This window comes from Phaeodactylibacter sp. (assembly GCF_022763345.1).
Classification (GTDB): Bacteria; Bacteroidota; Bacteroidia; order Chitinophagales; family Saprospiraceae; genus Phaeodactylibacter.
Genome location: NZ_JALEGS010000074.1, coordinates 97552 through 121625, shown reverse-complemented (window position 1 = coordinate 121625; position 24074 = coordinate 97552). Strand labels below are relative to the sequence as shown.

The 24074-nt window shown below is 51.9% G+C and carries 26 protein-coding genes; 18 read left to right on the top strand and 8 right to left on the bottom strand.

What is annotated here, in order from left to right; translation table 11 throughout:
- Positions 1-315: 315 nt before the first annotated feature.
- Positions 316-816, top strand: coding sequence for a TM2 domain-containing protein (locus MRY86_RS20395; RefSeq protein ID WP_293569694.1), 501 nt, complete (start codon positions 316-318; stop codon positions 814-816).
- Positions 800-1144, top strand: coding sequence for a DUF2752 domain-containing protein (locus MRY86_RS20390; RefSeq protein WP_293569696.1), 345 nt, complete (start codon positions 800-802; stop codon positions 1142-1144). Before MRY86_RS20395 ends, MRY86_RS20390 begins: the two co-directional genes overlap by 17 nt.
- Here the strand turns inward: MRY86_RS20390 and MRY86_RS20385 are convergent.
- From MRY86_RS20385 to MRY86_RS20375, 3 genes are all read right to left on the bottom strand, one after another.
- Positions 1141-1746 (bottom strand): pseudouridine synthase, encoded by a 606-nt coding sequence (locus MRY86_RS20385; protein ID WP_293569698.1) that lies wholly within the window; start codon positions 1744-1746, stop codon positions 1141-1143. The genes MRY86_RS20390 and MRY86_RS20385 overlap by 4 nt on opposite strands.
- Positions 1746-2843, bottom strand: coding sequence for a redox-regulated ATPase YchF (gene ychF, locus MRY86_RS20380; RefSeq protein ID WP_293569700.1), 1098 nt, complete (start codon positions 2841-2843; stop codon positions 1746-1748). The genes MRY86_RS20385 and ychF overlap by 1 nt, the downstream gene beginning before the upstream one ends.
- A gap of 92 nt (positions 2844-2935) precedes the next feature.
- The gene (locus MRY86_RS20375) at positions 2936-3586 is read right to left on the bottom strand and encodes a deoxynucleoside kinase (protein WP_293569702.1); all 651 of its coding nucleotides are present in this window, start codon (positions 3584-3586) and stop codon (positions 2936-2938) included.
- A gap of 121 nt (positions 3587-3707) precedes the next feature.
- On the opposite strand from MRY86_RS20375, the gene gatC reads away from it, so the two are divergent.
- The 10 genes from gatC to MRY86_RS20325 all read left to right on the top strand — a co-directional run bounded on the left by gatC (position 3708) and on the right by MRY86_RS20325 (position 14346).
- The gene (gatC, locus tag MRY86_RS20370; RefSeq protein WP_293569704.1) at positions 3708-4004 is read left to right on the top strand and encodes an Asp-tRNA(Asn)/Glu-tRNA(Gln) amidotransferase subunit GatC; all 297 of its coding nucleotides are present in this window, start codon (positions 3708-3710) and stop codon (positions 4002-4004) included.
- Between the two features lie 6 nt (positions 4005-4010).
- Entirely contained in the window at positions 4011-4742 is a 732-nt protein-coding gene (locus MRY86_RS20365; RefSeq protein ID WP_293569706.1) for an ABC transporter ATP-binding protein, read from the top strand.
- 60 nt (positions 4743-4802) lie between these two features.
- Entirely contained in the window at positions 4803-5360 is a 558-nt protein-coding gene (locus MRY86_RS20360) for a cob(I)yrinic acid a,c-diamide adenosyltransferase (RefSeq protein ID WP_293569708.1), read from the top strand.
- 68 nt (positions 5361-5428) lie between these two features.
- Positions 5429-7516: an HDIG domain-containing metalloprotein gene (locus tag MRY86_RS20355; protein ID WP_293569710.1), complete on the top strand. Its 2088-nt coding sequence runs from the start codon at positions 5429-5431 to the stop codon at positions 7514-7516.
- 179 nt (positions 7517-7695) lie between these two features.
- Positions 7696-9444, top strand: a complete 1749-nt coding sequence (locus MRY86_RS20350) for a M1 family metallopeptidase (RefSeq protein ID WP_293571854.1) — start codon at positions 7696-7698, stop codon at positions 9442-9444.
- Between the two features lie 55 nt (positions 9445-9499).
- Positions 9500-9868, top strand: a complete 369-nt coding sequence (locus MRY86_RS20345; RefSeq protein ID WP_293569713.1) for a cupin domain-containing protein — start codon at positions 9500-9502, stop codon at positions 9866-9868.
- A 278-nt stretch (positions 9869-10146) separates the two neighbouring features.
- A complete protein-coding gene (locus MRY86_RS20340; protein ID WP_293569715.1) occupies positions 10147-11364 on the top strand; it encodes a glycosyltransferase family 4 protein in 1218 nt (405 codons plus the stop codon).
- Between the two features lie 3 nt (positions 11365-11367).
- A complete protein-coding gene (locus MRY86_RS20335) occupies positions 11368-12573 on the top strand; it encodes a glycosyltransferase (RefSeq protein ID WP_293569717.1) in 1206 nt (401 codons plus the stop codon).
- Positions 12545-13705, top strand: coding sequence for a 3,4-dihydroxy-2-butanone-4-phosphate synthase (ribB, locus tag MRY86_RS20330; RefSeq protein WP_293569719.1), 1161 nt, complete (start codon positions 12545-12547; stop codon positions 13703-13705). Before MRY86_RS20335 ends, ribB begins: the two co-directional genes overlap by 29 nt.
- Positions 13706-13707: 2 nt before the next feature.
- The gene (locus MRY86_RS20325) at positions 13708-14346 is read left to right on the top strand and encodes a polyphosphate polymerase domain-containing protein (protein ID WP_293569721.1); all 639 of its coding nucleotides are present in this window, start codon (positions 13708-13710) and stop codon (positions 14344-14346) included.
- Here MRY86_RS20325 and MRY86_RS20320 read toward each other — a convergent pair.
- Positions 14343-15383 (bottom strand): PorP/SprF family type IX secretion system membrane protein, encoded by a 1041-nt coding sequence (locus MRY86_RS20320; RefSeq protein ID WP_293569723.1) that lies wholly within the window; start codon positions 15381-15383, stop codon positions 14343-14345. The genes MRY86_RS20325 and MRY86_RS20320 overlap by 4 nt on opposite strands.
- Before the next feature lie 147 nt (positions 15384-15530).
- On the opposite strand from MRY86_RS20320, the gene MRY86_RS20315 reads away from it, so the two are divergent.
- On the top strand, positions 15531-16382 hold the full coding sequence (locus tag MRY86_RS20315; RefSeq protein ID WP_293569725.1) for an NlpC/P60 family protein: 852 nt from the start codon (positions 15531-15533) through the stop codon (positions 16380-16382).
- Positions 16383-16434: 52 nt separating this feature from the next.
- Here MRY86_RS20315 and MRY86_RS20310 read toward each other — a convergent pair whose 3' ends face one another.
- On the bottom strand, positions 16435-17793 hold the full coding sequence (locus tag MRY86_RS20310) for a pyridoxal-phosphate dependent enzyme (RefSeq protein WP_293569727.1): 1359 nt from the start codon (positions 17791-17793) through the stop codon (positions 16435-16437).
- Positions 17794-17827: 34 nt separating this feature from the next.
- Complete coding sequence (locus tag MRY86_RS20305; RefSeq protein ID WP_293569729.1) at positions 17828-18733, bottom strand: LysM peptidoglycan-binding domain-containing protein; 906 nt, start codon at positions 18731-18733, stop codon at positions 17828-17830.
- A gap of 63 nt (positions 18734-18796) precedes the next feature.
- Here MRY86_RS20305 and kdsB point away from each other — a divergent pair, with 63 nt between their 5' ends.
- The 3 genes from kdsB to MRY86_RS20290 are packed head-to-tail and all read left to right on the top strand — an operon-like array spanning position 18797 to position 20356.
- Positions 18797-19555 carry a 3-deoxy-manno-octulosonate cytidylyltransferase gene (gene kdsB, locus MRY86_RS20300; RefSeq protein WP_293569730.1) on the top strand — a complete coding sequence of 253 codons (759 nt, stop codon included), beginning with the start codon at positions 18797-18799 and terminating at the stop codon, positions 19553-19555.
- On the top strand, positions 19548-19796 hold the full coding sequence (locus MRY86_RS20295; RefSeq protein WP_293569732.1) for a hypothetical protein: 249 nt from the start codon (positions 19548-19550) through the stop codon (positions 19794-19796). Before kdsB ends, MRY86_RS20295 begins: the two co-directional genes overlap by 8 nt.
- Positions 19793-20356, top strand: coding sequence for an NUDIX hydrolase (locus MRY86_RS20290; protein ID WP_293569734.1), 564 nt, complete (start codon positions 19793-19795; stop codon positions 20354-20356). Before MRY86_RS20295 ends, MRY86_RS20290 begins: the two co-directional genes overlap by 4 nt.
- On the opposite strand, the gene MRY86_RS20285 is transcribed toward MRY86_RS20290, so the two are convergent.
- Positions 20337-20819, bottom strand: coding sequence for a cytidine deaminase (locus MRY86_RS20285; RefSeq protein WP_293569736.1), 483 nt, complete (start codon positions 20817-20819; stop codon positions 20337-20339). The two genes, MRY86_RS20290 and MRY86_RS20285, sit on opposite strands and share 20 nt — an antisense overlap.
- Before the next feature lie 110 nt (positions 20820-20929).
- Between MRY86_RS20285 and MRY86_RS20280 the strand changes: the two genes are divergently transcribed.
- Both MRY86_RS20280 and MRY86_RS20275 read left to right on the top strand, forming a co-directional pair.
- Positions 20930-22267 (top strand): saccharopine dehydrogenase C-terminal domain-containing protein, encoded by a 1338-nt coding sequence (locus MRY86_RS20280; protein ID WP_293569738.1) that lies wholly within the window; start codon positions 20930-20932, stop codon positions 22265-22267.
- A gap of 6 nt (positions 22268-22273) precedes the next feature.
- Complete coding sequence (locus MRY86_RS20275; protein WP_293571853.1) at positions 22274-23578, top strand: polysaccharide biosynthesis C-terminal domain-containing protein; 1305 nt, start codon at positions 22274-22276, stop codon at positions 23576-23578.
- On the opposite strand, the gene queD is transcribed toward MRY86_RS20275, so the two are convergent.
- On the bottom strand, positions 23567-23935 hold the full coding sequence (gene queD, locus MRY86_RS20270; RefSeq protein ID WP_293565476.1) for a 6-carboxytetrahydropterin synthase QueD: 369 nt from the start codon (positions 23933-23935) through the stop codon (positions 23567-23569). The genes MRY86_RS20275 and queD overlap by 12 nt on opposite strands.
- Between the last annotated feature and the right edge of the window lie 139 nt (positions 23936-24074).

The following is a 24074-nucleotide window of genomic DNA, read 5'->3' as shown; positions in this document are numbered from 1 at the left end:
GCGTTTAAAACAGCCGCTGTCAAGTTAATAACAGCCCTGTGGGAAAGGATCGAATTTCAATTTCAGAGGGTACTTCTAAAAACCATCGGGTAGAGTACGTAATAAGGTATTTGTATAATTAAAAGGCAAATCATAAATTTGACTTGCAAACGTGCAAATTTTTAGATGAAAATTAGACGCAAAGTCTGAACAGCTTCTATCTTTCCGGTCTTCCTAGCAAAAATTAAAAAACAGTATGACCAAGCCGATACAGCTTGACCTGTCATATTTGTGCTCGTGAAAAGCATTTAATCATTCAATTAACCCTATTTAATTATGAAAAAGCTTGTTTTACCTATTCTCGTCCTAGTAGTGGCGTTCCTGTCGGTCCAGCCGGCTCACGCTTTCGTGGTAAAAGTGACGGACCAGGATAAGATTGAGTCTTCTGTAGAAGCTGCCGGACTTGAGATGAATGGTTTGGAAAACCTCACTATTGATGAGTTCCTGGACCTGACCCCAAGAAAAATCCGCCAGGAGACAGGCGAAAAGCTGAACCTCAAAGAAATTATCGCACTCAAAGCGGCTCAAAAAGCTGTTAAAAAAGAACTGCGAAAAGGCAATGAGGACAAGCCAAAAAGCCAATTGGTAGCACTGCTACTGGTCATTTTGGTTGGAACCCTTGGAATCCACCGCTTCTACCTTGGTTACACTACTATTGGTATTATCCAAATACTGACCTTGGGAGGTTGTGGAGTTTGGGCACTGATTGACCTCGTTCGTATTGTAATGGGCGATCTTGGGCCGGCTGACGGAAGTGCATATGACCCAACGCTTTAATCGAAAACCTTTTGCATGGGTAAGGCTGGCAGTACTGCTGGTCTTACCTATTGCACTTTTGGTATTGCCTGCCACCTATTTTGATGAGGGGCGGGCTGTTTGTGTCTCCCGTTTGCTCTTTGACGTGGAGTGCTACGCCTGTGGGCTGACTCGTGCTGTGATGCATGCGCTGCATTTGGAATTCTCAGAAGCCTTTTACTACAATCCTCTAGTCGTAATCGTGCTACCGCTCTTGGTCTTGCTCTGGACCATCTGGGTCCGACAGGATTTAAAAACCCTCGGCTTTTACCCTCCAAAGGCTGGTGCTGGCAGCACAGCTGAAAACTAAAGCCTGACGCCTGTAAGCTGGTAAATATCCGCTTTGTTCATTTCCTTAACCCCTCCATTAGGCAACTTGATTTTTTCGAGGCTTAGGTTTTGAATTCTTGTACGAACAAGACGCAGTACCGGAAACCCGACTGCCGCACACATCCGCCGGACCTGACGATTCTTACCCTCAGTCAGTTGGATAGAGAGCCAACTATCCGGTACTGTTTTGCGGAAGCGGACGGGCGGGTCGCGTTCAGGGAGGGCAGGAGGGGAGGTGAAAAGCTCTACTCTGGCAGGCCGCGTACTGTGGGTTTGCTTTTTGATGCGTATGGCAACACCCTTGCGCAATCGAGACAACGCTTCCCGGTCCGGAACACCTTCGACCTGCACCCAGTAATTGCGGGGGTGCTCAAATTGGGGATCGAGCAGCCGGTGCGTTAACGCTTTGTCATTGGTGATGATGAGCAAACCTTCGCTGTCCTTGTCCAGCCGCCCTACCGGATAAACATCCCCGGGGAAATCATAGAGGTCCCCGAGTACGCGATGATCAGGGTGCTCCCGTGTAAACTGACTGAGCACCCCGTAAGGTTTATTGATGATGAAGTATCGTAAATCTGACATTATACGTTGAAACGGAAGTGCATGACATCGCCGTCAGTCACCACGTATTCTTTGCCTTCCACTGCCATTTTGCCGGCTTCCTTGACCGCCTGCTCCGAGCCCAGGCTTACGTAGTCGTTGTACTTAATGACCTCAGCACGGATAAAGCCCTTTTCAAAATCAGTGTGAATGACGCCTGCCGCCTGTGGGGCTTTCCAGCCATCCTGAATGGTCCAGGCGCGGACTTCCTTCTCACCGGCAGTGAAGTAGGTAATGAGATTGAGTAATTTGTACGTGGCACGAATGACCCGGTTAACGCCCGGCTCGTCCAGCCCCATATCGTTTAGGAACTCCAGCCGCTCTTCTTTGGTTTCCAACTCCGCAATATCGGCCTCAATAGCTGCACTGACGAGGATGACTTCTGCGGGCTCATCCGCCACGGCTGCCTTGAAACGCTCTGAATGGGCATTGCCGTCATTCACAGCGTCCTCTTCCACATTGCAAACGTAAAGGATAGGCTTGGCTGTAAGCAGGAACATCTCCTTCAGCAGGGCTTGTCCGGCTTCGTCCAGCTCAATGGCCCGGGCAGGTTTTTCATCCTCCAGATGCGCCAGTATTTTTTGGCTGATCTCCAGGTTCTTCAGGTCTTCCTTGTTGTTGCTCTTGGCCTGCCGCTTGAAGCGGTCCACTTGCTTCTCCACGGTCTCGATGTCCTTGAGCAGTAGCTCTGTATCAATCGTTTCCTTGTCGCGCACGGGGTCTACATTGCCATCCACGTGGACCACGTTGCCTTCATCAAAGCAGCGCACAACATGCACGATCGCATCTACTTCCCGGATATTGGCCAGAAACTGATTGCCCAGGCCTTCTCCCTGACTCGCCCCTTTGATCAGGCCGGCAATATCCACAATCTCAATCGTAGTGGGCTGTACCTTTTGTGGGTTGACCAGCTCTGACAGTTTGTCGAGGCGAGGGTCAGGAACAGTGATGACGCCCACGTTGGGGTCTTTCGTTGCGAATGGATAGTTGGCTGCCAGTGCTTTGGCAGAGGTCAGCGCATTAAACAGGGTAGATTTTCCGACATTGGGAAGCCCCACGATACCCGCCTTTAGTGCCATATGCTGTATTTGATTGAAAGTAAACGTAATCGGCAACCGGCACAACCGCCACCTGCCCAATATCTAACAAGGCCGCAAAGGTAAGCAATTGGTTAGAATAAACCGTGCAGCTCTCCGTTAACCTGATTGACAATATTGCCCATATCCTCCGGATTGCGCATGAAATCGATATGGTCGGCATTGATGACGAGGAGTCTTCCTTCCTTGTAACCGCTGATCCAGTTTTCGTAACGCTCGTTGAGGCGCTTGAGGTAATCCAGGCTCATATTGCCCTCGTAGTCCCGGCCACGCTCCTGAATGTGCTCCACAAGGGTGGGAATGCTGGCTTTAAGGTAGATCAACAAGTCCGGTGGCTGAATCTGAGAAGACATGGTCTTAAACAGCTCAAAGTAATTTTGGAAATCGCGGGTTGACATCAGCCCCATGTCGTGGAGGTTAGGGGCAAAAATATAGGCATCTTCATATATGGTACGGTCCTGCACCACCGTACGGTCGCCCGCCAGGATTTTGAGCACCTGTTGGTAACGATTGTTAAGGAAAAATACCTGCAGGTTGAAGGACCACCGCTGCATGTCTTCATAAAAATCGCTCAGATAGGGGTTGTCGTTAGCAGACTCGTAGTGGACATCCCAGCCAAAGTGATGGCCCAATTTTTCTGAAAGGGTGGTTTTGCCCGCTCCGATGTTACCCGCTATAGCAATATGTTTTATATTTGGCGGCGACTTCGCGCTGTTTTCGCTCATTTTTCTTCAGGATTTCCTGCGAAAATATAAAAGATAGCGGAAATAATCGGGGCCAATCCGCTCCTTCGATGGTAATTGATTGTTTACCGATGATTTAGCGCCAAACATCTAATATTTTATCATGAAAATTGACGAGTCCTTAATATTGAAGCTGGAACAATTGGCTCGTTTGCAATTGTCCACTGCCGAGCGCACGGCCATTCAGGGGGACCTGAACCGTATCCTCGAGATGGTCGAGAAGCTGGAAGAACTGAATACCGAAGGCATTGAGCCGCTGACCTACGTCAATGAAGATGTGAATGTCCTGCGGGAAGATGCAGTACGTAGTCAAACAGAGCGGGCCGATGCGCTCCGGAACGCGCCGGATCAAGATGGCGAGTACTTCCGGGTACCGAAAGTAATACCTTCAAAAAAATAAAAATTTATGCAGCCCATCATCGCCGTTAAGGGACTTACCAAAACCTACACCATGGGTACCACTCAGGTCCATGCCCTACGCGGCGTCGACCTGGAAATCCAAGCCAATGAATACCTGGCTTTAATGGGGCCTTCCGGTTCGGGGAAGTCTACCCTGATGAACTTGCTGGGCTGCCTCGATACGCCTACAAGCGGCGAATACTGGCTCAATAGTACCAATGTGTCCACTATGGACGATGATGAGCTCGCAGAAATTCGCAATAAGGAGATCGGCTTCGTTTTTCAGACTTTTAACCTGCTCCCGCGCTTGTCGGCTTTGGAGAATGTAGCGCTGCCCCTGGTGTACGCAGGACAGTCCAAGTCGGCCCGGCTCGACCGTGCCCGGGAGGTCCTTACTGAAGTAGGATTGGGCGACCGGGTAGACCACAAACCCAATGAGCTTTCGGGCGGGCAACGTCAGCGGGTCGCTATCGCCCGGGCGCTGGTCAACAAGCCTTCCATCATCCTGGCAGATGAACCTACCGGTAACCTCGATACGAAAACCTCCATTGAAATCATGGGCATCTTCGAGCGGATCCACGAAATGGGCAATACGGTGATTCTCGTCACCCATGAACCCGATATTGCTGAGCACTGCCACCGTATGGTGCGGCTCCGGGACGGTACAGTGGAGGTCGATCAGCGCAACGAAAATATTGTCAAAGCCAGCGATCCTACTCACCGCTACAATCAAGATTAGGATTTTTTTCAGAACCTCCGGCTCCTGCTGCTTGTTGACTCATGAAAACGATAACCAATCATGGGTTTCAAAATCTATACGAAAACAGGCGATGCTGGCACGACCGGCCTTTTTGGTGGTAAACGCCTGCCCAAGAGCCACCTGCGAATTGAAGCATACGGTACTGTTGATGAACTTAATGCACATATTGGTATGGTCCGGGATCAGTTCACAGAGCCTGCTGTCCGCGCATTGCTAAAAGACATTCAGGACCGCCTGTTCACTATTGGTTCAAACCTGGCTTCCGATCCGGACAAGGATATGCCCGTACCCGACATTCAGGCTGCCGATATTGAAGCCTTAGAAAAGGCTATGGATGAAATGGACGAAGTGCTCCCGGAATTAAAGAATTTCATTCTGCCGGGAGGCCATCCTGCCGTTTCAAGTGCGCACATCGCCCGTTGTGTCTGTCGCCGGGCAGAGCGCCTTGTGGTGGCCTTGTCTCAGGAATCCCGGGTAGAGCCTGTTATTGTGCAATACCTCAACCGCCTTTCGGACTACCTGTTCATCCTGGCCCGTTTCATTGGTTACTCCAAAGGGATTGACGAGGTCGTGTGGGCACCCCGGAAAAAGGGTTAGCCCCTGCGTGTTGCCCTTCATTGAGCAAGGGCGAGGTTCATAAGCCCTAAAACCGTATCTTTACCCCTATGAGTGCATGGAAAACGACGATAGAAGGGCTCCCTACATTGGTCAAATACCTCATGGTGGCTGGTGTGGTAGCCATCATCAGCTTTCTGTTCCCAAACAATGTGAAGTTCAAATACGAATTTGACAAGGGGCAGCGCTGGCGCTATGAGGACCTGCGAGCACCTTTTGACTTTGCTATCCTCAAACCGGACCAGGAAATTGAAGCGGAAAGAGCCCGCATTAAAGACAGCTTTTCTCCTTACTACGAGCAGCTGCCTTCCGTCACTGAAATGCAGATCACAGGCTTTGAGGACCGGTTCACAGCACAACTGGAGGAAATTAATGAGGAGCAGTTCCCGGATGTCACCCGCAATCCGGATAAGTACCGTACCTACGGCAAAAACCTGCTGGAGGACTTGTACCAAGCCGGTATTGCAGAGCTGGATAAAGCGCACAAAGACAAACCAGCAGACTTCGTAGTAAATGTCCTCAGGGGCAATACCACACACCCCCAGACTATCGAAAACCTGACTACAGTGCCAGAAGCAGAAGCGTCCCTTGCGGAGTCTTTGCCGTACAGTAAACTGGCGGAGTCGGATTTCCTCTACGGCCTGCTGGAGTCGTCCATTGCGCCCAATGTTTTTTACAATGATACCCTCAGCCAACGCCTGCTGGCAGAAGAACTAACTCAGGTGGGCCTCTACCGGGGGCGGGTGTCCAAGGGAGATCTCATCGTAACAGAGAATGGCTACATCACCGAAGAAATCTACCTGAAGCTCCAATCCTTCAAAGCTAAGTACCGGGAGGAAGTGACGGAGGAGCAATCTTACACCGGAGTGCTGGCCGGGTACGCCCTGCTGTCCACTCTCATCATAGGTATCTTTTTGCTGTATGTGCGCTTGTACGCTCAGGCGGTCTTCTCGCGTTTCAATAAACTGGTGTTCATCATGCTCTGGCTGGTAGCCTTCAGTTACCTGGTGTACGCAGTGGAGCAGGTGGCTTTGCTTAGCACCTATATGATCCCGTTTTGTATCGTGCCAATTGTCATCAAAAACTTTTACGATGAGCAGCTGGCTTTATTTACCCATCTGGTTGTGATATTGCTGGCGAGTTTTTTGTCCTCCCTAGGGTATGAGTTTACCTTTCTTCAGATTCTGGCTGGTATTGTTGTGCTGCTCAGCGATGTGGATACCCGGGACTGGACCCGGTTCTTCTACTCCATCCTGTATATTTTTGTGGTATACCTGCTCGGATACGTCGGGCTCTCACTGATTCAGGAAGGCAGTTATCACGATATTGACTTGTCGGTATTGTCCTGGTTAGCCATCAGCGCATTTATGACCCTGCTGGCTTATCCGCTCATCCCGTTGCTGGAACGTTTCTTTGGTTTTACGTCCTCTATTTCTCTGGTGGAATTATCAGATATGAACCGGCCCTTGCTGCGGCAGTTAGCCAATAAAGCACCGGGCACACTACAGCACTCCCTGCAGGTCGCTAACCTTTCGGAAGAAGCTGCCCGGGCCATCGGCGCGAATCACCTGCTGGTAAAGGTAGCTGCTCTGTACCACGATATTGGCAAAACTTTACAGCCGAAGTTCTTCATTGAGAATCAAAGCAATAACAGTCCCCACCTGAGTATTTCAGACCGGGAAAGTGCTGAAATCATCATCAGCCACGTGACGGAGGGGGTCAAAATGGCTAAAAAAGCGCGCCTCCCCAACGTTTTAATCGACTTCATTACCTCTCATCACGGCACGACCCGCGTGGAATACTTCTACCGCAATTATATCAAAGACCATCCGGAGGAAGAGGTAGACGAACAGGATTTTCGCTATCCCGGCCCCAAGCCCGTCACCAAGGAAGAGACCATTCTAATGCTGGCGGACAGCATTGAGGCGGCTTGCAAAAGCTTGAAAAATCCCACGGAGGAAGCACTGCTGGAACTGATTGACAAAATCATAGCCGGTAAAATGGCGATGGGGCAGCTGGAAGACTCTGAGTTGACCTTCTCCGAGCTGGAAACCTGCAAAACGGTTTTTCAGCAACTCATGCGCAGTGTACACCATGTGCGCATTGAGTACCCGGAAGAGCAGCAATCTGAGGAATAGCTCCCAATTTTTGCACCCGGATGATCAGGGATGGCTTGTTACCTTTGCCAATGACTTAGGCTTTAGAAACACAATCAATTGACTATATGAAAATTTGGTATTCTCTTTTTTTCTGTTGCATCACAATGGCCGCTTTGCAGGCACAACCCGACCGATGGCAGCAGGCTGCAAAATATACAATGGATATCGACTTTGATGTAAAGAAACATCAGTTCGATGGTAAGCAAACGCTGGTTTACACCAATAATTCCCCGGACACCCTGCACCGGGCCTTTTACCACCTTTACTTCAATGCGTTCCAACCGAACAGCATGATGGACGTCCGCTCCCAAAACCTTAAAGACTCCGACCCAAGGGTAGGCGGCCGAATTGGTGAGTTGGAACCGGATGAAATTGGCTATCATGAAATCAATAGCCTTACCGTGGATGGGAAAAAGGCCAGCTTTGAAGTCGTGGGCACCATCCTGGAGGTACAATTACCTCAGCCCATTCTGCCCAATTCGAAAGCCGTTTTTGAAATGGAGTTCGAGTCCCAGGTACCGGTGCAAATCCGCCGTTCCGGACGCGATAATGCCGAGGGGATTTCCTACTCCATGGCTCAGTGGTACCCAAAGATGGCAGAATACGACTATCAGGGCTGGCACGCCAATCCTTACGTGGGCAGGGAGTTCTACGGCATTTGGGGCGATTTTGACGTGACCATTCACATCGACAGCGAATACATCATCGGTGCTACGGGCTATCTGCAGAATCCAAAAGAAATTGGCCATGGGTATACCGATAAAGACGTAAAGGTGAAGAAAGGCAAAAAACTTTCCTGGAATTTTGTCGCTCCTGATGTCCACGACTTTGTCTGGGGTGCCGATCCGGACTACACCCATACCACCTACGAGCGGGAAGGTGGCATGGTGATGCACTTCTTTTACCAGGAGAACGAGCGCACCAAAGAGAACTGGGAAGCCCTGCCCGCCATCATGGACGAAGCTTTTGCATTCATCAACGAAAACTACGGGCAGTACCCTTACGAACAATACTCCTTCATTCAGGGAGGCGATGGTGGAATGGAATACCCCATGGCAACGCTTATCACCGGTGAGCGCAGCCTGCCCAGTCTGGTAGGCGTATCGGTACACGAGCTGATGCACAGCTGGTACCAAATGCTGCTGGGCACCAACGAAGCCCTGTACGCCTGGATGGACGAAGGCTTTACCAGCTGGGCCAGCAGCAATGTGATGAACCACCTGCGCGAAAAGGGCTTGATTCCCGGCGAAGCTTCCGATAATCCCCATCTGGGCTCTTACATGGGTTACGCTAATTTCTCCCAAAGTGGTCTGGAGGAACCTCTAATCACACATTCCGACCACTTCAATACGAATTCCGCTTACGGCGTGGCTTCCTATGTCAAAGGCGCTGTTTTCCTGGAGCAACTCAAGTACATCATCGGGGAAGAAGCCTTCGATCAGGGTATGCTCCGCTACTTTGAAACCTGGAAGTTCAAGCACCCCAACTCTAATGACTTCATCCGTATCATGGAAAAAGAATCCATGATAGAGCTGGACTGGTACCGCGAATACTGGATTAACACCACGCATACCATAGACTACGGCATTGAGAACGTAAAAGTCGATGGGCGCACCGCCGTAGCCGTGCTAAATCGCGTGGGCATCATGCCTATGCCGCTGGAGGTGGAAGTGGTCCTCACCGATGGCACAAGCAAACGGATACTGGTGCCGCTGCGCATCATGCGTGGCCACAAGCCGCTGAATGGCATGGAGCTGGCCGAAGACTGGCCCTGGACGCATCCTCAGTATGAGCTGGACCTGGGTGTGAAAGCCAAAGACATCGAAAAGGTGGTGATCGACCCCGATTTCGGCATGGCCGATATTGACCGGGAGAACAACACTTACGAAATGATCAGCGACGAATAAAACTAACTTTCACCGGGCGGTGGCATTAACCGCCCGGTTTTATTCCCTACTTACTATGCATCCCATTCATAAGCAGTTGCAGTCCATTGCCTCCTTCACCGCCGGAGATGACACCGAAATCCGGGAAGTCCTGCACCCCAAAAATGACGGAATGGATTTTGGCTTCAGCTTGGCACACGCCGCTTTGCAGCCCGGAGAAGCTTCCAGGCCCCACGTCCTGCACGGGCGTTCAGAGACTTACATCATAGTGCAGGGACAGGGCACCGCCTTCGTTGCCGGGCAAACCATGGAAGCCACCCCCGGCAGCGTCATTTTTATTCCACCCGGCGCCGAGCAGTACATTCAAAACACAGGCGAGGAACCGCTCCATTTTTGGTGCGTGGTTTGCCCGCCCTGGACCGCAGAAACAGAGGAGGTCGATTGATTTCCTGGCATACTTCCTTCCTCCGTGGCCTACTATGGTTGTGCGTGCTTCTTTCTCCCCCTGCCGCCTTATTTTCGCCTTTTGTGTGAACCCCCAAAAGCCCAAGATCAGATTCACCCTGCATTTTGGAAAAAACCGTTATTTTTGCAGACCTTTGACCGCAAGTGCAACAAGTCTGAATTTTTGCTGGTTTTTTGGCCCTTTACTGGTGCCAGGCCCCACGTGGTGAGATAATTTTCGAATCAATTCCAGGTCAAGCCGCCGGAAAAAAAGGATGAATGAGAATTCTTCAGCTTTGTAAAAAATTTCCTTTTCCGCTTAAAGATGGCGAATCCATTGCCGTGACGGCTCTTAGCCGCTCCATGAAAGCATTGGGGCATGAAGTGCATTTGCTGGCTATGAACACCAGTAAGCACTATTTCCCTAAAGAAAATCTTCCTAAATCTTTCAACCACTACGCCAGCATACAGGATGTGAGAGTGGACAACCGAGTGAAGCCCTTGCAGGCACTACGCCACCTTTGGGGAAAAAACTCCTACCACATCGCCCGTTTTTGTTCTTTTAGCTTTGAAGAACGTTTGGTGCAACTGCTGCAACAAACCGAGTTCGACGTCATACAGCTCGAAACCCCCTACTTGTCGCCTTACATCCCGGCTATTCGTAAGCACTCCGATGCCGTAATCAGCATGCGGGCGCACAATGTGGAGTTTGAAATTTGGGAGCGCATCAGCCAGCATACAGCACTCTGGCCCAAGCGCTGGTACCTTCGCCATTTGACGGAACGGCTCCGACAGTACGAAATCAGCCAGTTGAAGGCTTATGACCACCTGGCGGCCATCACCCGCCGGGACCTGGAGCGCTTCCGCGAACTGGGCTACGAAGGCTCGGCTACTGTCACTCCCATTGGCTTGGATAGCCAGGTCTACCAGCCAGACTATTCCAGTTTTCAGAAGCCGTTGTCCCTGTCTTTCATAGGTTCCCTCGACTGGATGCCTAACCTGGAAGGGCTGCAGTGGTTCCTGGATGAAGTTTGGCCCCTGGTCCAGGCGGAGCATACCGGTCTGGCATTGCACATCGCTGGCCGCAATACGCCGAAGAGGCTGCTGAAAATGAAGCGCCCCGGTATTGTCGTGGAAGGAGAGGTGCCCAGTGCGTCGGCCTTCATCAATCAGCACAGTTTGATGGTGGTGCCCTTGCTCTCCGGTAGTGGGATGCGGGCCAAAATTTTGGAAGGCATGGCCTTGGGCAAAGCGGTACTAAGCACACAGATGGGGATGGAAGGTATCGGCATTAAGCCCGGCATCCACGCCCTGATTGCCAATAGCCCGGAGGAATTCGCCCGGCAAATCTCTAAAGCCTGCCAATTACAAAAAAATAAACAGCTCGAATCCATGGGGCGTTCCGCCCGCCGGTTTGTCCTGGAGCAATACGACAGCCTGGAAGTAGCCCGGCAGTTGGCACAAGCCTACGGTGAATTAAGCGTTGAAGCCCTCTGATGCATGGGGCTTATCCTGGTACATATCACAGTTTGGCTGAGCGCACTGGCATTGTTGCACACGTACCTGCTTTATCCTTTGCTGATGCGCTGGCTGGCACGCGGGAAATCGCCCAATCAGGATGTCTATCCTGCCGAATCCAACTGGCCGCAGGTAGCCGTAATCATGTCGGCCTACAATGAGGAAGCAGTTATCGAAGAGAAAATGGCTCACTTGCTTGACCTTTGTTATCCGGAGGAGCGGCTGTCCATTTTTATTGGCTCGGACTGTTCAGATGATCGCACAAATGACATCATAGCGCCCATCGCTGCGGAGAAAAAGCACATCCATTTTTTCCCGTTCCAGCAACGGCGGGGCAAACCCGAAGTTATCAATGAACTGGCAGGGTACGCCCGGCAGCAATTCGTATCGGACGGTATCGACCCCATTTTTGTGGTAACGGATGCAAGCGTTATGCCTGCTCCCGAGGTGCTGTTTAAGCTCGTACAGCACTTCCGAAATCCTCAAATCGGGCTGGTCGATGCACACATATTGCATACGGGTATGCAGCAACAGGGCATTTCCGAAGCGGAAAACACCTACATCTCCGGTGAGGTCCGCCTGAAACACTACGAAGGGCTGGTCTGGGGGCGAATGATGGGCCCCTTTGGCGGCTTTTATGCGATCCGGGCCCGCTATTTCAGCAAAGTGCCTCCAACCTATCTGGTGGATGACTTTTACATCACTATGCGTATGTTTGAGCAGGGCGGGCTAGCCATTAATGAACTGGACGCCATCTGTTACGAAGCCGTTTCCCATGAAATCCAAGAGGAATACCGCCGGAAAGCCCGTATTTCCGCCGGCAATTTTCAAAACCTGACGACTTTCCCGCATTTGTGGTGGCCACCGGTAAGCCCGCTGCAGTTTGCGTTTTTTTCTCATAAAGCCCTTCGGTGGCTTGGCCCGTTTTTCCTACTTTTGATCCTGGCGGGCAGTGCTGCCCTCGCAGCACTGGGCAACTTATTCTGGCAGTGGTTGTTTGCCGTATTGACGGGCGGTATCATCCTGGTGCCCGTCCTGGATCAGCTGCTTCGGAAAGCAGGCTTGCATTGGCTGCCCCTGCGGGGTGCCCATTATTTTTTGGCAATGAACCTGGCTTTGCTTACCGGTTTTTTCAAATTTATTAAAGGAGTACGCTCAAATGTCTGGCAACCAACTAAACGTAACTAAGCAACAGGGTTTTCAACTCAATACCATTGATGAGGCCATCCGCGACATCAAGGCGGGCAAGGTAATCATTGTGGTAGATGACGAAGACCGCGAAAATGAAGGCGATTTTATCTGTGCAGCCGAGTGTGTAACGCCAGAGATCATTAATTTTATGGCCACTCATGGGCGGGGGCTGATCTGTTCACCCATTGATGAGAAACGGGCGGATGAGCTGGACTTAAATATGATGGTCTCTTCCAATACCGCCCTGCATGAAACAGCCTTCACCGTATCGATCGATCTGATTGGGCATGGTTGCACTACAGGCATTTCGGCTTACGACCGGGCTACCGGCATTCGAAAATTAGTGGACCCGGCTACCAAGTCTACCGATTACGCCCGCCCCGGGCATATTTTCCCGCTGCGGGCCAAGACCGGAGGCGTCCTGCGCCGTACCGGGCATACCGAAGCTGCCATCGACCTGGCCCGTTTGGCTGGCTTTGAACCTGCCGGGGTATTGGTGGAAATCCTCAACGAAGACGGTACAATGGCCCGCCTGCCGGAACTGATGAAAATTGCGGAGCGCTTCGACCTGAAAGTTATCGCTATCAAAGATTTGGTAGCTTACCGGATGCGCAATGAGCGCCTGATCAAGCGGGAACTCTCCGTTTCCATTGATACCCAATACGGGCCCTTCGAAGTCATCGCCTTCCGCCAACTCACCACAGATGATATCCACCTGGCGATCAAACGAGGCGACTGGAAAGTAAACGACCCCGTCCTGGTACGGGTGCATTCCTCTACCGAAACTGGTGAAATTTTGGGCGGTCTTTTCAATAGTTACGGTGTGCAGCTGCAAAAAGCCATTGAGATGATTGCTGAAGAAGATCAGGGCTTGCTGCTTTACATGCGCCATAGTGAGAAATCAGATGCCATCCTCCATCACCTTGAGGATTATCAGAAACGGCAATACAACGGTGAAAACCCAGAGCTCAACAAACGAGCCGAAATGACCCAACGGGACTTCGGCGTGGGTGCGCAAATCCTCCACGATATGAATGTGACCAAGCTGCGCCTGATAACGAATACGCCGCGAAAGCGGGTTGGACTAATCGGTTATGGTTTAGAAGTGGTTGAGAATATCACAATGTAGGTATGCGGTACGAGCGCAAGTACCGCATAGAAAGCACCCATCCACAGGTGGTCAGTATGGTGATCCGGCAGCACCCGGCAGGCTTCCGCCCGTTGTTCCCGTCGCGCCAAATCAATAATTTATACTTTGATACGCCTGATTTTGCGGCTTTTCAGGATAACGTCACCGGTACACCTCAGCGCTTAAAGTACAGGCTGCGCTGGTATGGTGACGACTTTTCTCTGATCCACAATCCAGTACTGGAGGTAAAAATCAAAGACAATCTGGTAGGGTGGAAGCAGCATTATCCATTACCTGAAGGCAAGTATAATGCTTCAGACTGGAAAAAGCTGGTTCGCCTGTGCCGGGAAACCTTGGGAAAGGGTTTGGACCTGCAACCTGTTTTGTTCAATACTTACCAGCGTTCTTACTGGGGGGCACCCGCGCTTCCCTTCCGGCTCACGATGGATACCGGGCTGCGGTTCGGGCCCTATCAGCCACACCGGGAGCCTGTCCTGCCCTTTACTGACTCAGCTATCGTGATTGAAGTTAAGTACGACCAGCAGGTAGACGAGGATACCGCCTTCATCTTACAGCACCTGCCCTTTCGGTTGAGCAAGAACTCCAAATTCGTGACCGGCATCAACCTCTGTTACGGTTAAAACTTAGGGCAAAGCACCACCTCATCCTCATATTCACCCAGATAAGCGAGGGAGAGTTCAAAAGCGCCCCGTTGTTTGCGCAGAGAGCCAATCCCATCAATGCGGGCATCGTAGCTCAGCCCCAGCAGGAAGTTGCTGAACTCAATACCCACCATGCCCACAACAGCATCAAGCATGAAGTTGTCCAGCTCATCCCGGACCGGGCGTACCCAACCGCCGGTATGCAGCGCCACGCCTGAGATTTCATCAATCAGGAAGCGGATATTGCTGCCCGCATTAGCTGCCAGGTGTGGGCCCTGTGCATACAGCAGCGCCCGTGGCTGTATCTGAATACCCAGACCTACCGGGATATTCACATTGACGTAGGCGGTATATTTGCGGTGGAGGAAGTCAGAATTGCCCAGCTCTGGTTCATCTTCATTATAGAAAAAGCTGATCTGTGGCTCCAGTATATGGTGCATAGCCGCCCCTGCATAAACGGAAACCCCTTTCTTCGGCGCATAGGTATAATTGATACCTGCCGAAATATCACCGTAGGCAAAGTTATTGGCAGGAAGGATTTCAGCACTTGGATTGGTATACCCATCATCGCCACCGAACTGATCTTCAAAATTGAAGCGCTCGTAGCCGAAATTGCGCTGTGCCAGCCCTGCCTGGAAGCCTGCGCTCAGGAACTGATCGTTGGATTTGCTCAGGCTTTTGTGGAAAGCTGCAGCGACATTGATCTGATTATTGGAAAAACCGAATTTAGGCACCCGGTCATTGTAAAAAACCACCCCCACACCAAAGGCATCCTTGTAACGCTTGCCGATGCTGTTAAGCCCGAAGCGGAGGTCGACCGCTCCGGCATAAGTCTGATACGGGTTTTGGTCCCGGTAGACGAGCGCCACCCGGTATTTCCCGTTGAAGGTGCCGCTCAGAGCCGGGTTGAGGGTGAGCGGTGCCGCAAAGAATTGGGTAAAGTGCTGGTCTTGCGCGGTAAGGCGCAGGCTACTCAGCAAGGCAAAACAAAAAAGGAGCAGGAATAGCTTCTTCATAGAATCGGTTCATGTGATTGTGCGGCCAAAGTTAAACAGGCCGCCGGACTAAAACGAGTATTTCGCGCTGATAAGTCAGAAATAGGAACGGAATTGGCTGATATTTATTATTTTTGAAAATATCTTGATTTCCGTAAACCCGCATGCATGCCCTCTTACGCTATTTGCCCATTGAGCAACGTGCCTATCCGGAGCAATTCTTCGGACAAGAGCGAGATCGTGTCCCAACTGCTGTTTGGCGAGCTGGCGGAGGTATTGGAGACCAAAGGGCGGCAATGGGCAAAAATCCGCTGTATTTGGGACAATTACGTTGGCTGGGTGGCTGCCAATCAGCTCAAAGCCATTACGCCCAGCGAGTTGTCTGTCTTTAGGGAACACTTTGCCTACAGCCTGGAGCTTTTCCAGCCCCTGATGGCGGATAATGAAGTGATCCCGGTGGTCATGGGCGCACGCCTGCCCAACTTCGATGGCATGCGCTTCACACTTGACAATACGGTCTATACCTTTAGCGGCCAGGCGGTCTTTCCGGAACACATCAAACCTTCTGCCGAATTCATCCTCAAGATTGCGCGGCGCTACCTGCATGCGCCTTTCCTCCACGGCGGGCGTTCCCCTATGGGTATAGATGCCGCAGGCTTCATACAGATGGTTTTCAAAATCGCCAATATCGCTTTGCCGCGGGAAGCTGCCCAACAAGTCTACATCGGTACAGCTGTAGATTTTGTGGAGCAGTCTATGCCCGGCGATGTGGCTTTCTTTGAAAATCGTACCGGGCGCATTACCCACTGCGGTATCATTTTGCCGGATGCGGAGGTGATTCACGCTTTCGGCAGTGTGCGAATTGACAAGATTGACCACTATGGTATCTACGACCGGTCTGAAAAACGATACACGCACCGCTTGCGCGTCGTCCGCAGAATGCTGAAGACGGAAGCTACACCTAAACAAGTGAAGCGCCGGGTGAGCGGGCATATCCCTAATCAGGTGGAGCTCTTCTAAGCCGGATTGGCAGGTACCCACTTCCAAAAGCGAATGCCTGCCTAACGTTTTTTTATACCGCTCTGATAATATCGTACTGTGTCAGAATGTGCAGGGTGCCCGCCTTGTCCTTAGCAATAACGGCCGGAATGGTCCGGTCTACATATTTGCTCAGCTGGGAGAACGGCAAGTCTTCCTCCACAAGTGGGAATGGAGCCCCCATGATCGCCGCTACGGTTTGCTCCGCGTGATTCATCGGGTTTTCCAGCAGGTAAGACAAGACGGCGGTTTCCGTGATCGAGCCGACCATTTCACCTTCCCGCATAACCGGCAGCTGAGAAATATCGTGGTCCTTCATCATTTTGAAGGCAGCCTGAACGGTATCCGACTCGCTAAGGGTGATGAAGCGGTTGTCGTGCTTCATGTGCAGCAGGTCGCGCACGCAAAGTTCCCGCTCCAAAAAGCCCCGCTCCCGCATCCAGTCATCATTATAGATTTTACCGACGTAGCGGCTTCCATGATCGTGGATGACCACCACCACGACATCCTCGGGCGTAAGTTCATCCTTAAGCTGCAGCAAACCGGCAACGGCAGAGCCTGCGGAATACCCCAGCAGCAGGCCTTCTTCGCGGGCCAGGCGGCGGGCCATCAGGGCACCATCCTTATCAGTCACCTTTTCGAAGCGGTCGATTACTTTGAAGTCGACATTTTGTGGTATGATATCCTCGCCTATGCCTTCCGTGATATAAGGATAGATTTCCTTTTCGTCAAACTCGCCCGTCTCGTGGTACTTCTTGAAAACGGAGCCATAAGTGTCAATGCCCCAGATTTTAACATCCGGGTTTTGATCTTTAAGGTAGCGCCCGGTGCCGGAAATGGTGCCGCCGGTGCCCACGCCCACCACCATGTGAGTGATTTTACCGTCGGTCTGTTTCCAGATTTCAGGGCCGGTACTTTCGTAGTGGGCCGTGCGATTGGACAGGTTGTCATACTGATTGCACCAGTAGCTGTTAGGGATTTCCGTGCTCAGGCGGCGGGCCACGCTGTAGTAGGAACGCGGGTCATCCGCTTCCACATTGGTAGGGCAAACGATGACTTCGCCGCCTACGGCGCGCAAGAGGTCTATCTTTTCCTTCGACTGCTTATCGGTGGTGGTGAAAATACATTTGTAGCCTTTGACTGCTGCCGCGAGGGCCAGGCCCATGCCCGTATTGCCGGAAGTACATTCAATGATGGTGCCTCCGGGTTTGATGTCCCCCCGGGCTTCTGCATCTTCCAGCATCTTCATCGCCATCCGGTCTTTGATAGAGTGGCCCGGATTGAAGGTTTCCACTTTCATCAGTACCGTAGCCGGGATGTCTTTAACGACTTTATGGAGCTTGACCAGAGGCGTATTTCCAATGGTGTGCAGGATATTTTCGTAGTATTCCATGGGTTTTACTTGGTTTGCCGCAAAGGTAAAAAATTCATCGGTGGTATTTGACCTTCACAAAGAATCGGGGGTCAATGGCGCCTAATAATTTTGCCACAAGGGGCGAGACGACCACGATCACATCATCCTTGTAAACAGTGTCGGGTATCCGGCCCACCACTTTGGCATAAACAGTACGACGGCTCATCGGGTTGTAAATGGACACCACCGATCCAATTTCTGCCCTTCGGTGCATCGCCATGAGGTCTGTTTCATCCTTCATGTCTTTTGGCCAGAAGGCCACCCCCTGATGCTCTCGCTCTCGTTCGCCCGCCATGTCATATTGAAAAAGCTTACGGTAGGCAGCGTTGCGTTTGCCCAGCTCGCCCCCCGCGTAGGCACGAAGGCTGTCCGGAATGCCGTTGAGGCTCAGCCAGCCCACATGAAGGATTTGGTTACTTTTCAGGGTATGGTCCAGCAGACCATTGCGCATCATGATTTCTTCCATTGGGATTTCAAAATAGGATTTGGATATTTTATAGAGCGTATCGCCCTTGCGCACCACATAGTACACCGGTGCGAACCGGCCAGGGATAATGTCCTTTTCCTGATATTGCTCAATGGCCTGTTTGGGAATAGGAATGCGGACCGGCATGCCCACCCGCATGGTCTGCGGGCTTAGCCCTGGGTTATGGAAGTACAGCTCCTGAAGGGAAAGCCCGTAAAATTTTGCCAGAGAAAACAAAGTCTGTTTTGGCTCCAGGTGGTGGCTGAAGTATTTTTCATTAAACTGCCCCACCGATAGAAATATGGTATCTTTGGGGGTAAGGTAATTCAGGCTGTCCCCGGTAGCTTTGGCCATCAGCGGCAGGCTTAGGAAAGCGCAGAGTACAGTGGCTTTAAATAAGAGTGGGGCAAGGTTCGCGCCTTTCAGTCTAGTCGCACTAGTCGTTTTCCTCATAGTTTAGTTTTCCTGTTTGGGGTTCATATTTTGCTGAACCATAGGAGCAATATAAACAAATATATGAAATCAATAGCGGTGATTCCAGCCCGATACGCAAGTACGCGTTTTCCCGGTAAACCTCTGGCTTTACTGGGAGGCAAACCTGTGATCCAGCATGTCTACGAACGGGCGCAAAAGGCCCGTCAAATCGACGAAGTCTGTATTGCCACTGACGATGAGCGCATCCTGAAAGCTGCGGCCCGGTTTGGAGGGAAAGCTGTACTGACGGATGCCAGCCACCGCAGCGGGACTGACCGTTGTGCGGAAGTGGCGCTGCAATATCCCGAGGACAGCCTTATTGTCAATATACAGGGAGATGAGCCGTTTATTGACCCTGCACAGATTGACCTTGTTTTGGCACCGCTCATGGGCAATAATCCTGCAGATATCAGCACCCTTGTCGTCCGGCTCAGAGATGTGGAGGCCTTGCACAATCCTAACGTTGTAAAGGCGGTTAAGTCTGCTACCGGCCAGGCCCTTTATTTCAGCCGGTCGCCCATTCCCTTTTTGAGGGGCGTGCCTCCTGAACAATGGATGGCGCAGGGTGTTTTTTTCAAACATTTGGGCATTTACGGGTTTCAACGGTCTGTCTTACTTGAGGTAGCTCAGCTGCCTCCGGGACATTACGAACAAATGGAGTCGCTGGAACAACTGCGTTGGCTGGAAGCCGGATACCGTATTCACATTGGCACCACGCAGACCGAAACAGTGGGCATAGACACCCCGCAGGACCTGGAAGCCGCCGAAATCCTCTGGAAAGAAAGCAATCAACATGAATAAACAACGCTACTATCGCCGCTGGCTGCTCCGCGCACCGATCGGGTTGGTGCTCATTGGTTTTGGTGCCTGCCTGATTGCCGAAGCGGCCATGGACAAATACGATGGCGCTCCCGTCTGGCATTGGGTAGCCTATGGCACCTTGGCCCTCGTGGTTTTCAACAGCGGGCTGAGCATCTTTGGAGACTCGATACTGCAGCGGGTACGGTATGAACGGGCATTGGAAAAAGAAGCGGAAGCATGAATTACTGTAGCCACTGCGGTTCTGATGCCCTGTCATTTAAAGTCCCCGAGGGAGACAACCGGCCACGCTATATTTGCGGCAGCTGCGGGCGTATCCACTACTCCAATCCAAAAATTGTAGCAGGCTGCCTGCCCATCTGGGAAGACAAAGTGCTGCTGGCTAAGCGTTCAATCGAGCCCCGCCTCGGCTACTGGAATGTCCCCAGCGGCTATATGGAAAATGGCGAAACGGTGGAGGAGGGTGCGCTGCGGGAAGTACGGGAAGAAGCCATGGCTCAGGTGAAGATTACTGGTGTGCACACCATATACAGTATTCCTCACATTAATCAGGTGTACATGCATTTTCTGGGTGAGCTGCAGGGGCCGGATGCCTTTGGAGTGGGGGAGGAGAGCCTGGAGGTGCGCTTGTTTACCGAAGCAGAAATCCCATGGGACGAAATCGCATTTACCTCTTCGGTATTCAGTTTGCGGCGCTATTTCGCCGATCGCAAACGGGGGCGCCATCAATTGCATTTAGGCCAGCTGGACTATCCTGGCTCTGCTACAAAAAATGACGATTGAAACCCAGGGGCAAAAGTGCCTGCCCGCTTTCCACTTCGTAAACCATAGCATCGTCCCCCTGCATAAGAATGCGGATGGGCTGCTGTTGCCGGTCTTCCATTTCAGATATCGCCTGCCGGCAGGAGCCACAGGGCGCGGCTGGTTCGGGGATGGCTTTCTTCTCATTTCGTACCCGAATGGCCAGGGTTTTTAATTTTTCATTCGGATGATTGAGGGAGGCATTGCCCAGTGCCACCCGCTCTGCGCACAGGCACATGGGATAAGCCGCATTTTCCTGATTGGCACCCTGTACGATGGTTCCGTTGGTTAGTCGTACAGCAGCACCAACTTTAAAGTTAGAATAAGGAGCATAAGCCAAATCCATAGCCTGACTTGCCGCACGCAGCAGTGTCTGGTCCGCTTCAGACAACTCATCAGCACTATCGTAAATACGGATATTGGTTTCCAGCTTTCGATGTCGCATAGCGTTTTATACAATTTGGAATTTAGCGGCAGGACCCGCTTTACAGTTTCATGCAAAGTTTTATCTTGCGCGAATCGGCAAATTACCTCAATAAACAGAAAAAACCAACCATGACAAATATATTGATCATCGGAGCCGGACGCTCTTCCAGTGCCTGTATCAATTATGTACTTGGGCAGGCACAGGAAAAAAACTGGTTTGTGACCGTTGCAGATGCAGACCCGCAGCTGGCTGAGGCGCGGGTAAAAGGGCACCCCAACGGCCGTCCCGCCTGGCTTGATGTTACGAAAGTGAATGACCGCCGTGACCTGATCGGGCGTGCTGATTTAGTGGTCTCTCTCCTGCCTGCCCATCTGCACCTTGAGGTGGCTCACGATTGCATCAAGCTCAAAAAGCACCTCATCACCGCTTCCTACGTTTCCCAGGAACTCTACCGCCTGGGCGACGAAGCCCGCGACCGGGAGCTCATCTTCATGGGGGAAATGGGGCTGGACCCTGGCATCGATCATATGTCGGCCATGCGGCAAATTAATGAGATTAAGGAAAAGGGCGGGAAAATCACAGCTTTTCGGTCTTACACCGGTGGCCTGATTGCGCCCGAAAGCGATAATAACCCCTGGCACTACAAGTTTACCTGGAATCCGCGCAACGTCGTCCTGGCCGGGCAGGGGACCGCACAGTACCTGGAAAACGGCAAGTACAAATACATTCCCTACAACCGACTTTTCAAGGAATACCGGGTGGTTGATATTCCCGGAATGGGGGAATTTGAAGTTTATGCCAACCGCGACTCCCTGCTTTACCGGGAGGTTTACGGGCTTTCAGACATCCCCAACATCTTGCGCGGCACTATTCGCTACCGGGGCTTCTGCGATGCGTGGAATGCCTTAGTGAAAATCGGGCTGACCGATGGTTCCTATCCCATTTTAGAAAGCGAGCAGGTGAGCTACCACGAGCTGATGGAAGGCTATCTCAGCCCTCAGAATAAGTCAGGATCCGTGCGCGACCGTATTGCTGACCTGCTGAAGCTGGACCCCGATCATGAGGTCATGCAGAAGCTGGACTGGCTGGGGCTTTTCCGCAAGAAAAAAGTAGGGCTGGCCAACGCGACGCCGGCGCTGATTCTGGAAAACCTGCTCATGGAAAAGTGGAAGCTCGAGCCCAGAGATAAAGACATGATTATCATGCAGCACGAGTTTGAATACGAGCTGGAGGGAAAAAAGAAAGAACTGATCTCCACTTTGGTAATGAAGGGCACCAATTCTAACGATACCGCCATGGCTAAACTGGTGGGATTGCCCCTGGGCATATTCGTTAAGCTGGTCATGGAAGGCCGTATTGAGTCCAAAGGCGTGAATATCCCGGTTATCCCTGAAGTGTATGAGCCCGTGTTGGATGAGCTGGAACAGTTCGGGGTGGTATTTAAAGATGAGGTCCGGGACCTCTAAGCCCGGATGTTGAAGGCGCTGTTCCAAATTGATAACGTAAGGGCCATGCAGGGCAATGCCTTGTCCCGGCAGGGCAGCGCCATCCTGATCTCTATTCTACTGGCCAAAACAGCACTGCCCAAGGAAAGCATTGGCTGGTACGAGCAGTTATTGTATCTGGGCTATGTGCTAACCTCTTTTTGGGTAACGGGGCTCATGCAGGCCCTGCTGTCCCGCTTCAGCAAAGTGGAAGAAGGGCAACGGGCCGTTTTCCTAACCAATGTAGCCCTGATTTTCGGGAGTATCGGCGCTGCCCTGACGATTGGCTTCTGGTGGGGGCGGCACTGGCTGGTGCCGCTGCTGACTGGTCAGGCAGAGCTGCCTTTTCTGTTCCCTTTTCTATTGTTTCTCTGGCTCAACCTGGCGACCTTCCTGCTGGAAAATTTTTACCTGCTCTGGGACCGCCCCGGTGAGCTACTTTGGTTTGCCGCACTGACCTACGCTGCACAAATCGCGGCGGTGGTTTATCCGGCATGGATGGGGTGGGGGCTGGGCCCGGCCATCTGGGCGCTGGCAGGGCTGGGCGGTTTGCGTTTCCTCTGGTTGTTGATCCGGCTGAGCAAACTGGGGCAGTGGGGTTGGCAGAGGGAAGCGGTGCGGAGATGGCTGCGGTCCGCCTGGCCATTGGTCCTTTACGCAGCGGTGGGCACAATGAGTTTGGCTTTTGACCCCTGGCTGGTCAATTACCATTTTGATGGCGACCCGGACATCTTCGCCATTTTTCGGTATGGGGCAAGGGAGTTGCCGCTCGCCATGGCGCTGGCTGCTGCCTTCGGGACGGCTATGCTGCCTGCCGTCTCCGCTAATTTGCAGGAAGCGCTGCCCATGATGCGCCGGAAGTCGCTAAGGCTTTACCACTTGCTCTTTCCACTCACCCTGGCATTGATGCTAAGCAGCCCATACTGGTTTACCTGGGTATTCAGTGCTGCATTTGAAGACAGTGTTCCGGTATTCAATGCCTTTCTGCTGATCCTGATCAGCCGGATGCTTTTCCCACGCACCGTGCTCATTGGGCTGGATGCCAACCAGGCAGTCTTCTACTTTTCGCTGGTGGAGCTGTTGCTGAATGTAGTACTGGGCTTTTGGCTGGTGATGCCTTTCGGCCTTTTGGGTGTGGCCTGGGCAACCGTCATAGCCTACACTGCCGATAAATTGCTGCTTTGCCTTTACCTGTACTATCGCTTCGGTATTGCTCCGGCAGCTTATACACCGGTAGGTTGGTGGGGAGGCTATACCTTATTATTGGCCATTGGCTACGTACTAACCTTTTGAGGATTCTCCTTCGTAAACCACCCCTGCCGTAGGCGTTTCCCAAAGTTCGATTTTGGCCAGTTGGGGCAGCTCGGGTTTGAGCTTTCGCCAAATCCAGGGCGCAATATTTTCCACAGTAGGGTTTTCCAGCCCCGGCACATCATTTAAATACTGATGGTCGAGCAGGGGTTCTACCTTCTTCCAGGCTTTTTTTACCACTCCAAAGTCCACCACCCAGCCCATTTCCGGGTCAGCTTCTCCTTCCAGAAAGAGCTTTAGCCGGTAAGTATGGCCGTGCAGGTTGCGGCATTTGTGCTCCTGTGGCACCTTGGGCAGAAAGTGGGCGGCATCGAAAGTGAATTCCTTGAAGATCAGCATACAGGTCGGATTTTAAAAGTTGCGCAAAGATAAGCCGGTCTCCGTCCCCGGTGGATGAGAATCGTCACTGCCATTTCCTGCCGTTTTGTCATTCTGTCAGTTCTCGGCGGGGCATTGCGGGAATACTTGTCAGTAAAAA

Coding starts and splice junctions, on each gene's coding strand:
- MRY86_RS20350 (WP_293571854.1), top strand. CDS start 7,696: ATGGATATCGACTTTGATGTAAAGAAACATCAGTTCGATGGTAAGCAA.
- MRY86_RS20345 (WP_293569713.1), top strand. CDS start 9,500: ATGCATCCCATTCATAAGCAGTTGCAGTCCATTGCCTCCTTCACCGCC.
- kdsB (WP_293569730.1), top strand. CDS start 18,797: ATGAAATCAATAGCGGTGATTCCAGCCCGATACGCAAGTACGCGTTTT.
- MRY86_RS20355 (WP_293569710.1), top strand. CDS start 5,429: ATGAGTGCATGGAAAACGACGATAGAAGGGCTCCCTACATTGGTCAAA.
- MRY86_RS20360 (WP_293569708.1), top strand. CDS start 4,803: ATGGGTTTCAAAATCTATACGAAAACAGGCGATGCTGGCACGACCGGC.
- MRY86_RS20305 (WP_293569729.1), bottom strand. CDS start 18,733: ATGAGGAAAACGACTAGTGCGACTAGACTGAAAGGCGCGAACCTTGCC.
- MRY86_RS20310 (WP_293569727.1), bottom strand. CDS start 17,793: ATGGAATACTACGAAAATATCCTGCACACCATTGGAAATACGCCTCTG.
- MRY86_RS20395 (WP_293569694.1), top strand. CDS start 316: ATGAAAAAGCTTGTTTTACCTATTCTCGTCCTAGTAGTGGCGTTCCTG.
- MRY86_RS20275 (WP_293571853.1), top strand. CDS start 22,274: ATGTTGAAGGCGCTGTTCCAAATTGATAACGTAAGGGCCATGCAGGGC.
- MRY86_RS20385 (WP_293569698.1), bottom strand. CDS start 1,746: ATGTCAGATTTACGATACTTCATCATCAATAAACCTTACGGGGTGCTC.
- MRY86_RS20390 (WP_293569696.1), top strand. CDS start 800: ATGACCCAACGCTTTAATCGAAAACCTTTTGCATGGGTAAGGCTGGCA.
- MRY86_RS20315 (WP_293569725.1), top strand. CDS start 15,531: ATGCCCTCTTACGCTATTTGCCCATTGAGCAACGTGCCTATCCGGAGC.
- ribB (WP_293569719.1), top strand. CDS start 12,545: ATGTCTGGCAACCAACTAAACGTAACTAAGCAACAGGGTTTTCAACTC.
- MRY86_RS20285 (WP_293569736.1), bottom strand. CDS start 20,819: ATGCGACATCGAAAGCTGGAAACCAATATCCGTATTTACGATAGTGCT.
- MRY86_RS20290 (WP_293569734.1), top strand. CDS start 19,793: ATGAATTACTGTAGCCACTGCGGTTCTGATGCCCTGTCATTTAAAGTC.
- MRY86_RS20320 (WP_293569723.1), bottom strand. CDS start 15,383: ATGAAGAAGCTATTCCTGCTCCTTTTTTGTTTTGCCTTGCTGAGTAGC.
- MRY86_RS20335 (WP_293569717.1), top strand. CDS start 11,368: ATGGGGCTTATCCTGGTACATATCACAGTTTGGCTGAGCGCACTGGCA.
- MRY86_RS20325 (WP_293569721.1), top strand. CDS start 13,708: ATGCGGTACGAGCGCAAGTACCGCATAGAAAGCACCCATCCACAGGTG.
- queD (WP_293565476.1), bottom strand. CDS start 23,935: ATGCTGATCTTCAAGGAATTCACTTTCGATGCCGCCCACTTTCTGCCC.
- ychF (WP_293569700.1), bottom strand. CDS start 2,843: ATGGCACTAAAGGCGGGTATCGTGGGGCTTCCCAATGTCGGAAAATCT.
- gatC (WP_293569704.1), top strand. CDS start 3,708: ATGAAAATTGACGAGTCCTTAATATTGAAGCTGGAACAATTGGCTCGT.
- MRY86_RS20295 (WP_293569732.1), top strand. CDS start 19,548: ATGAATAAACAACGCTACTATCGCCGCTGGCTGCTCCGCGCACCGATC.
- MRY86_RS20375 (WP_293569702.1), bottom strand. CDS start 3,586: ATGAGCGAAAACAGCGCGAAGTCGCCGCCAAATATAAAACATATTGCT.
- MRY86_RS20365 (WP_293569706.1), top strand. CDS start 4,011: ATGCAGCCCATCATCGCCGTTAAGGGACTTACCAAAACCTACACCATG.
- MRY86_RS20280 (WP_293569738.1), top strand. CDS start 20,930: ATGACAAATATATTGATCATCGGAGCCGGACGCTCTTCCAGTGCCTGT.
- MRY86_RS20340 (WP_293569715.1), top strand. CDS start 10,147: ATGAGAATTCTTCAGCTTTGTAAAAAATTTCCTTTTCCGCTTAAAGAT.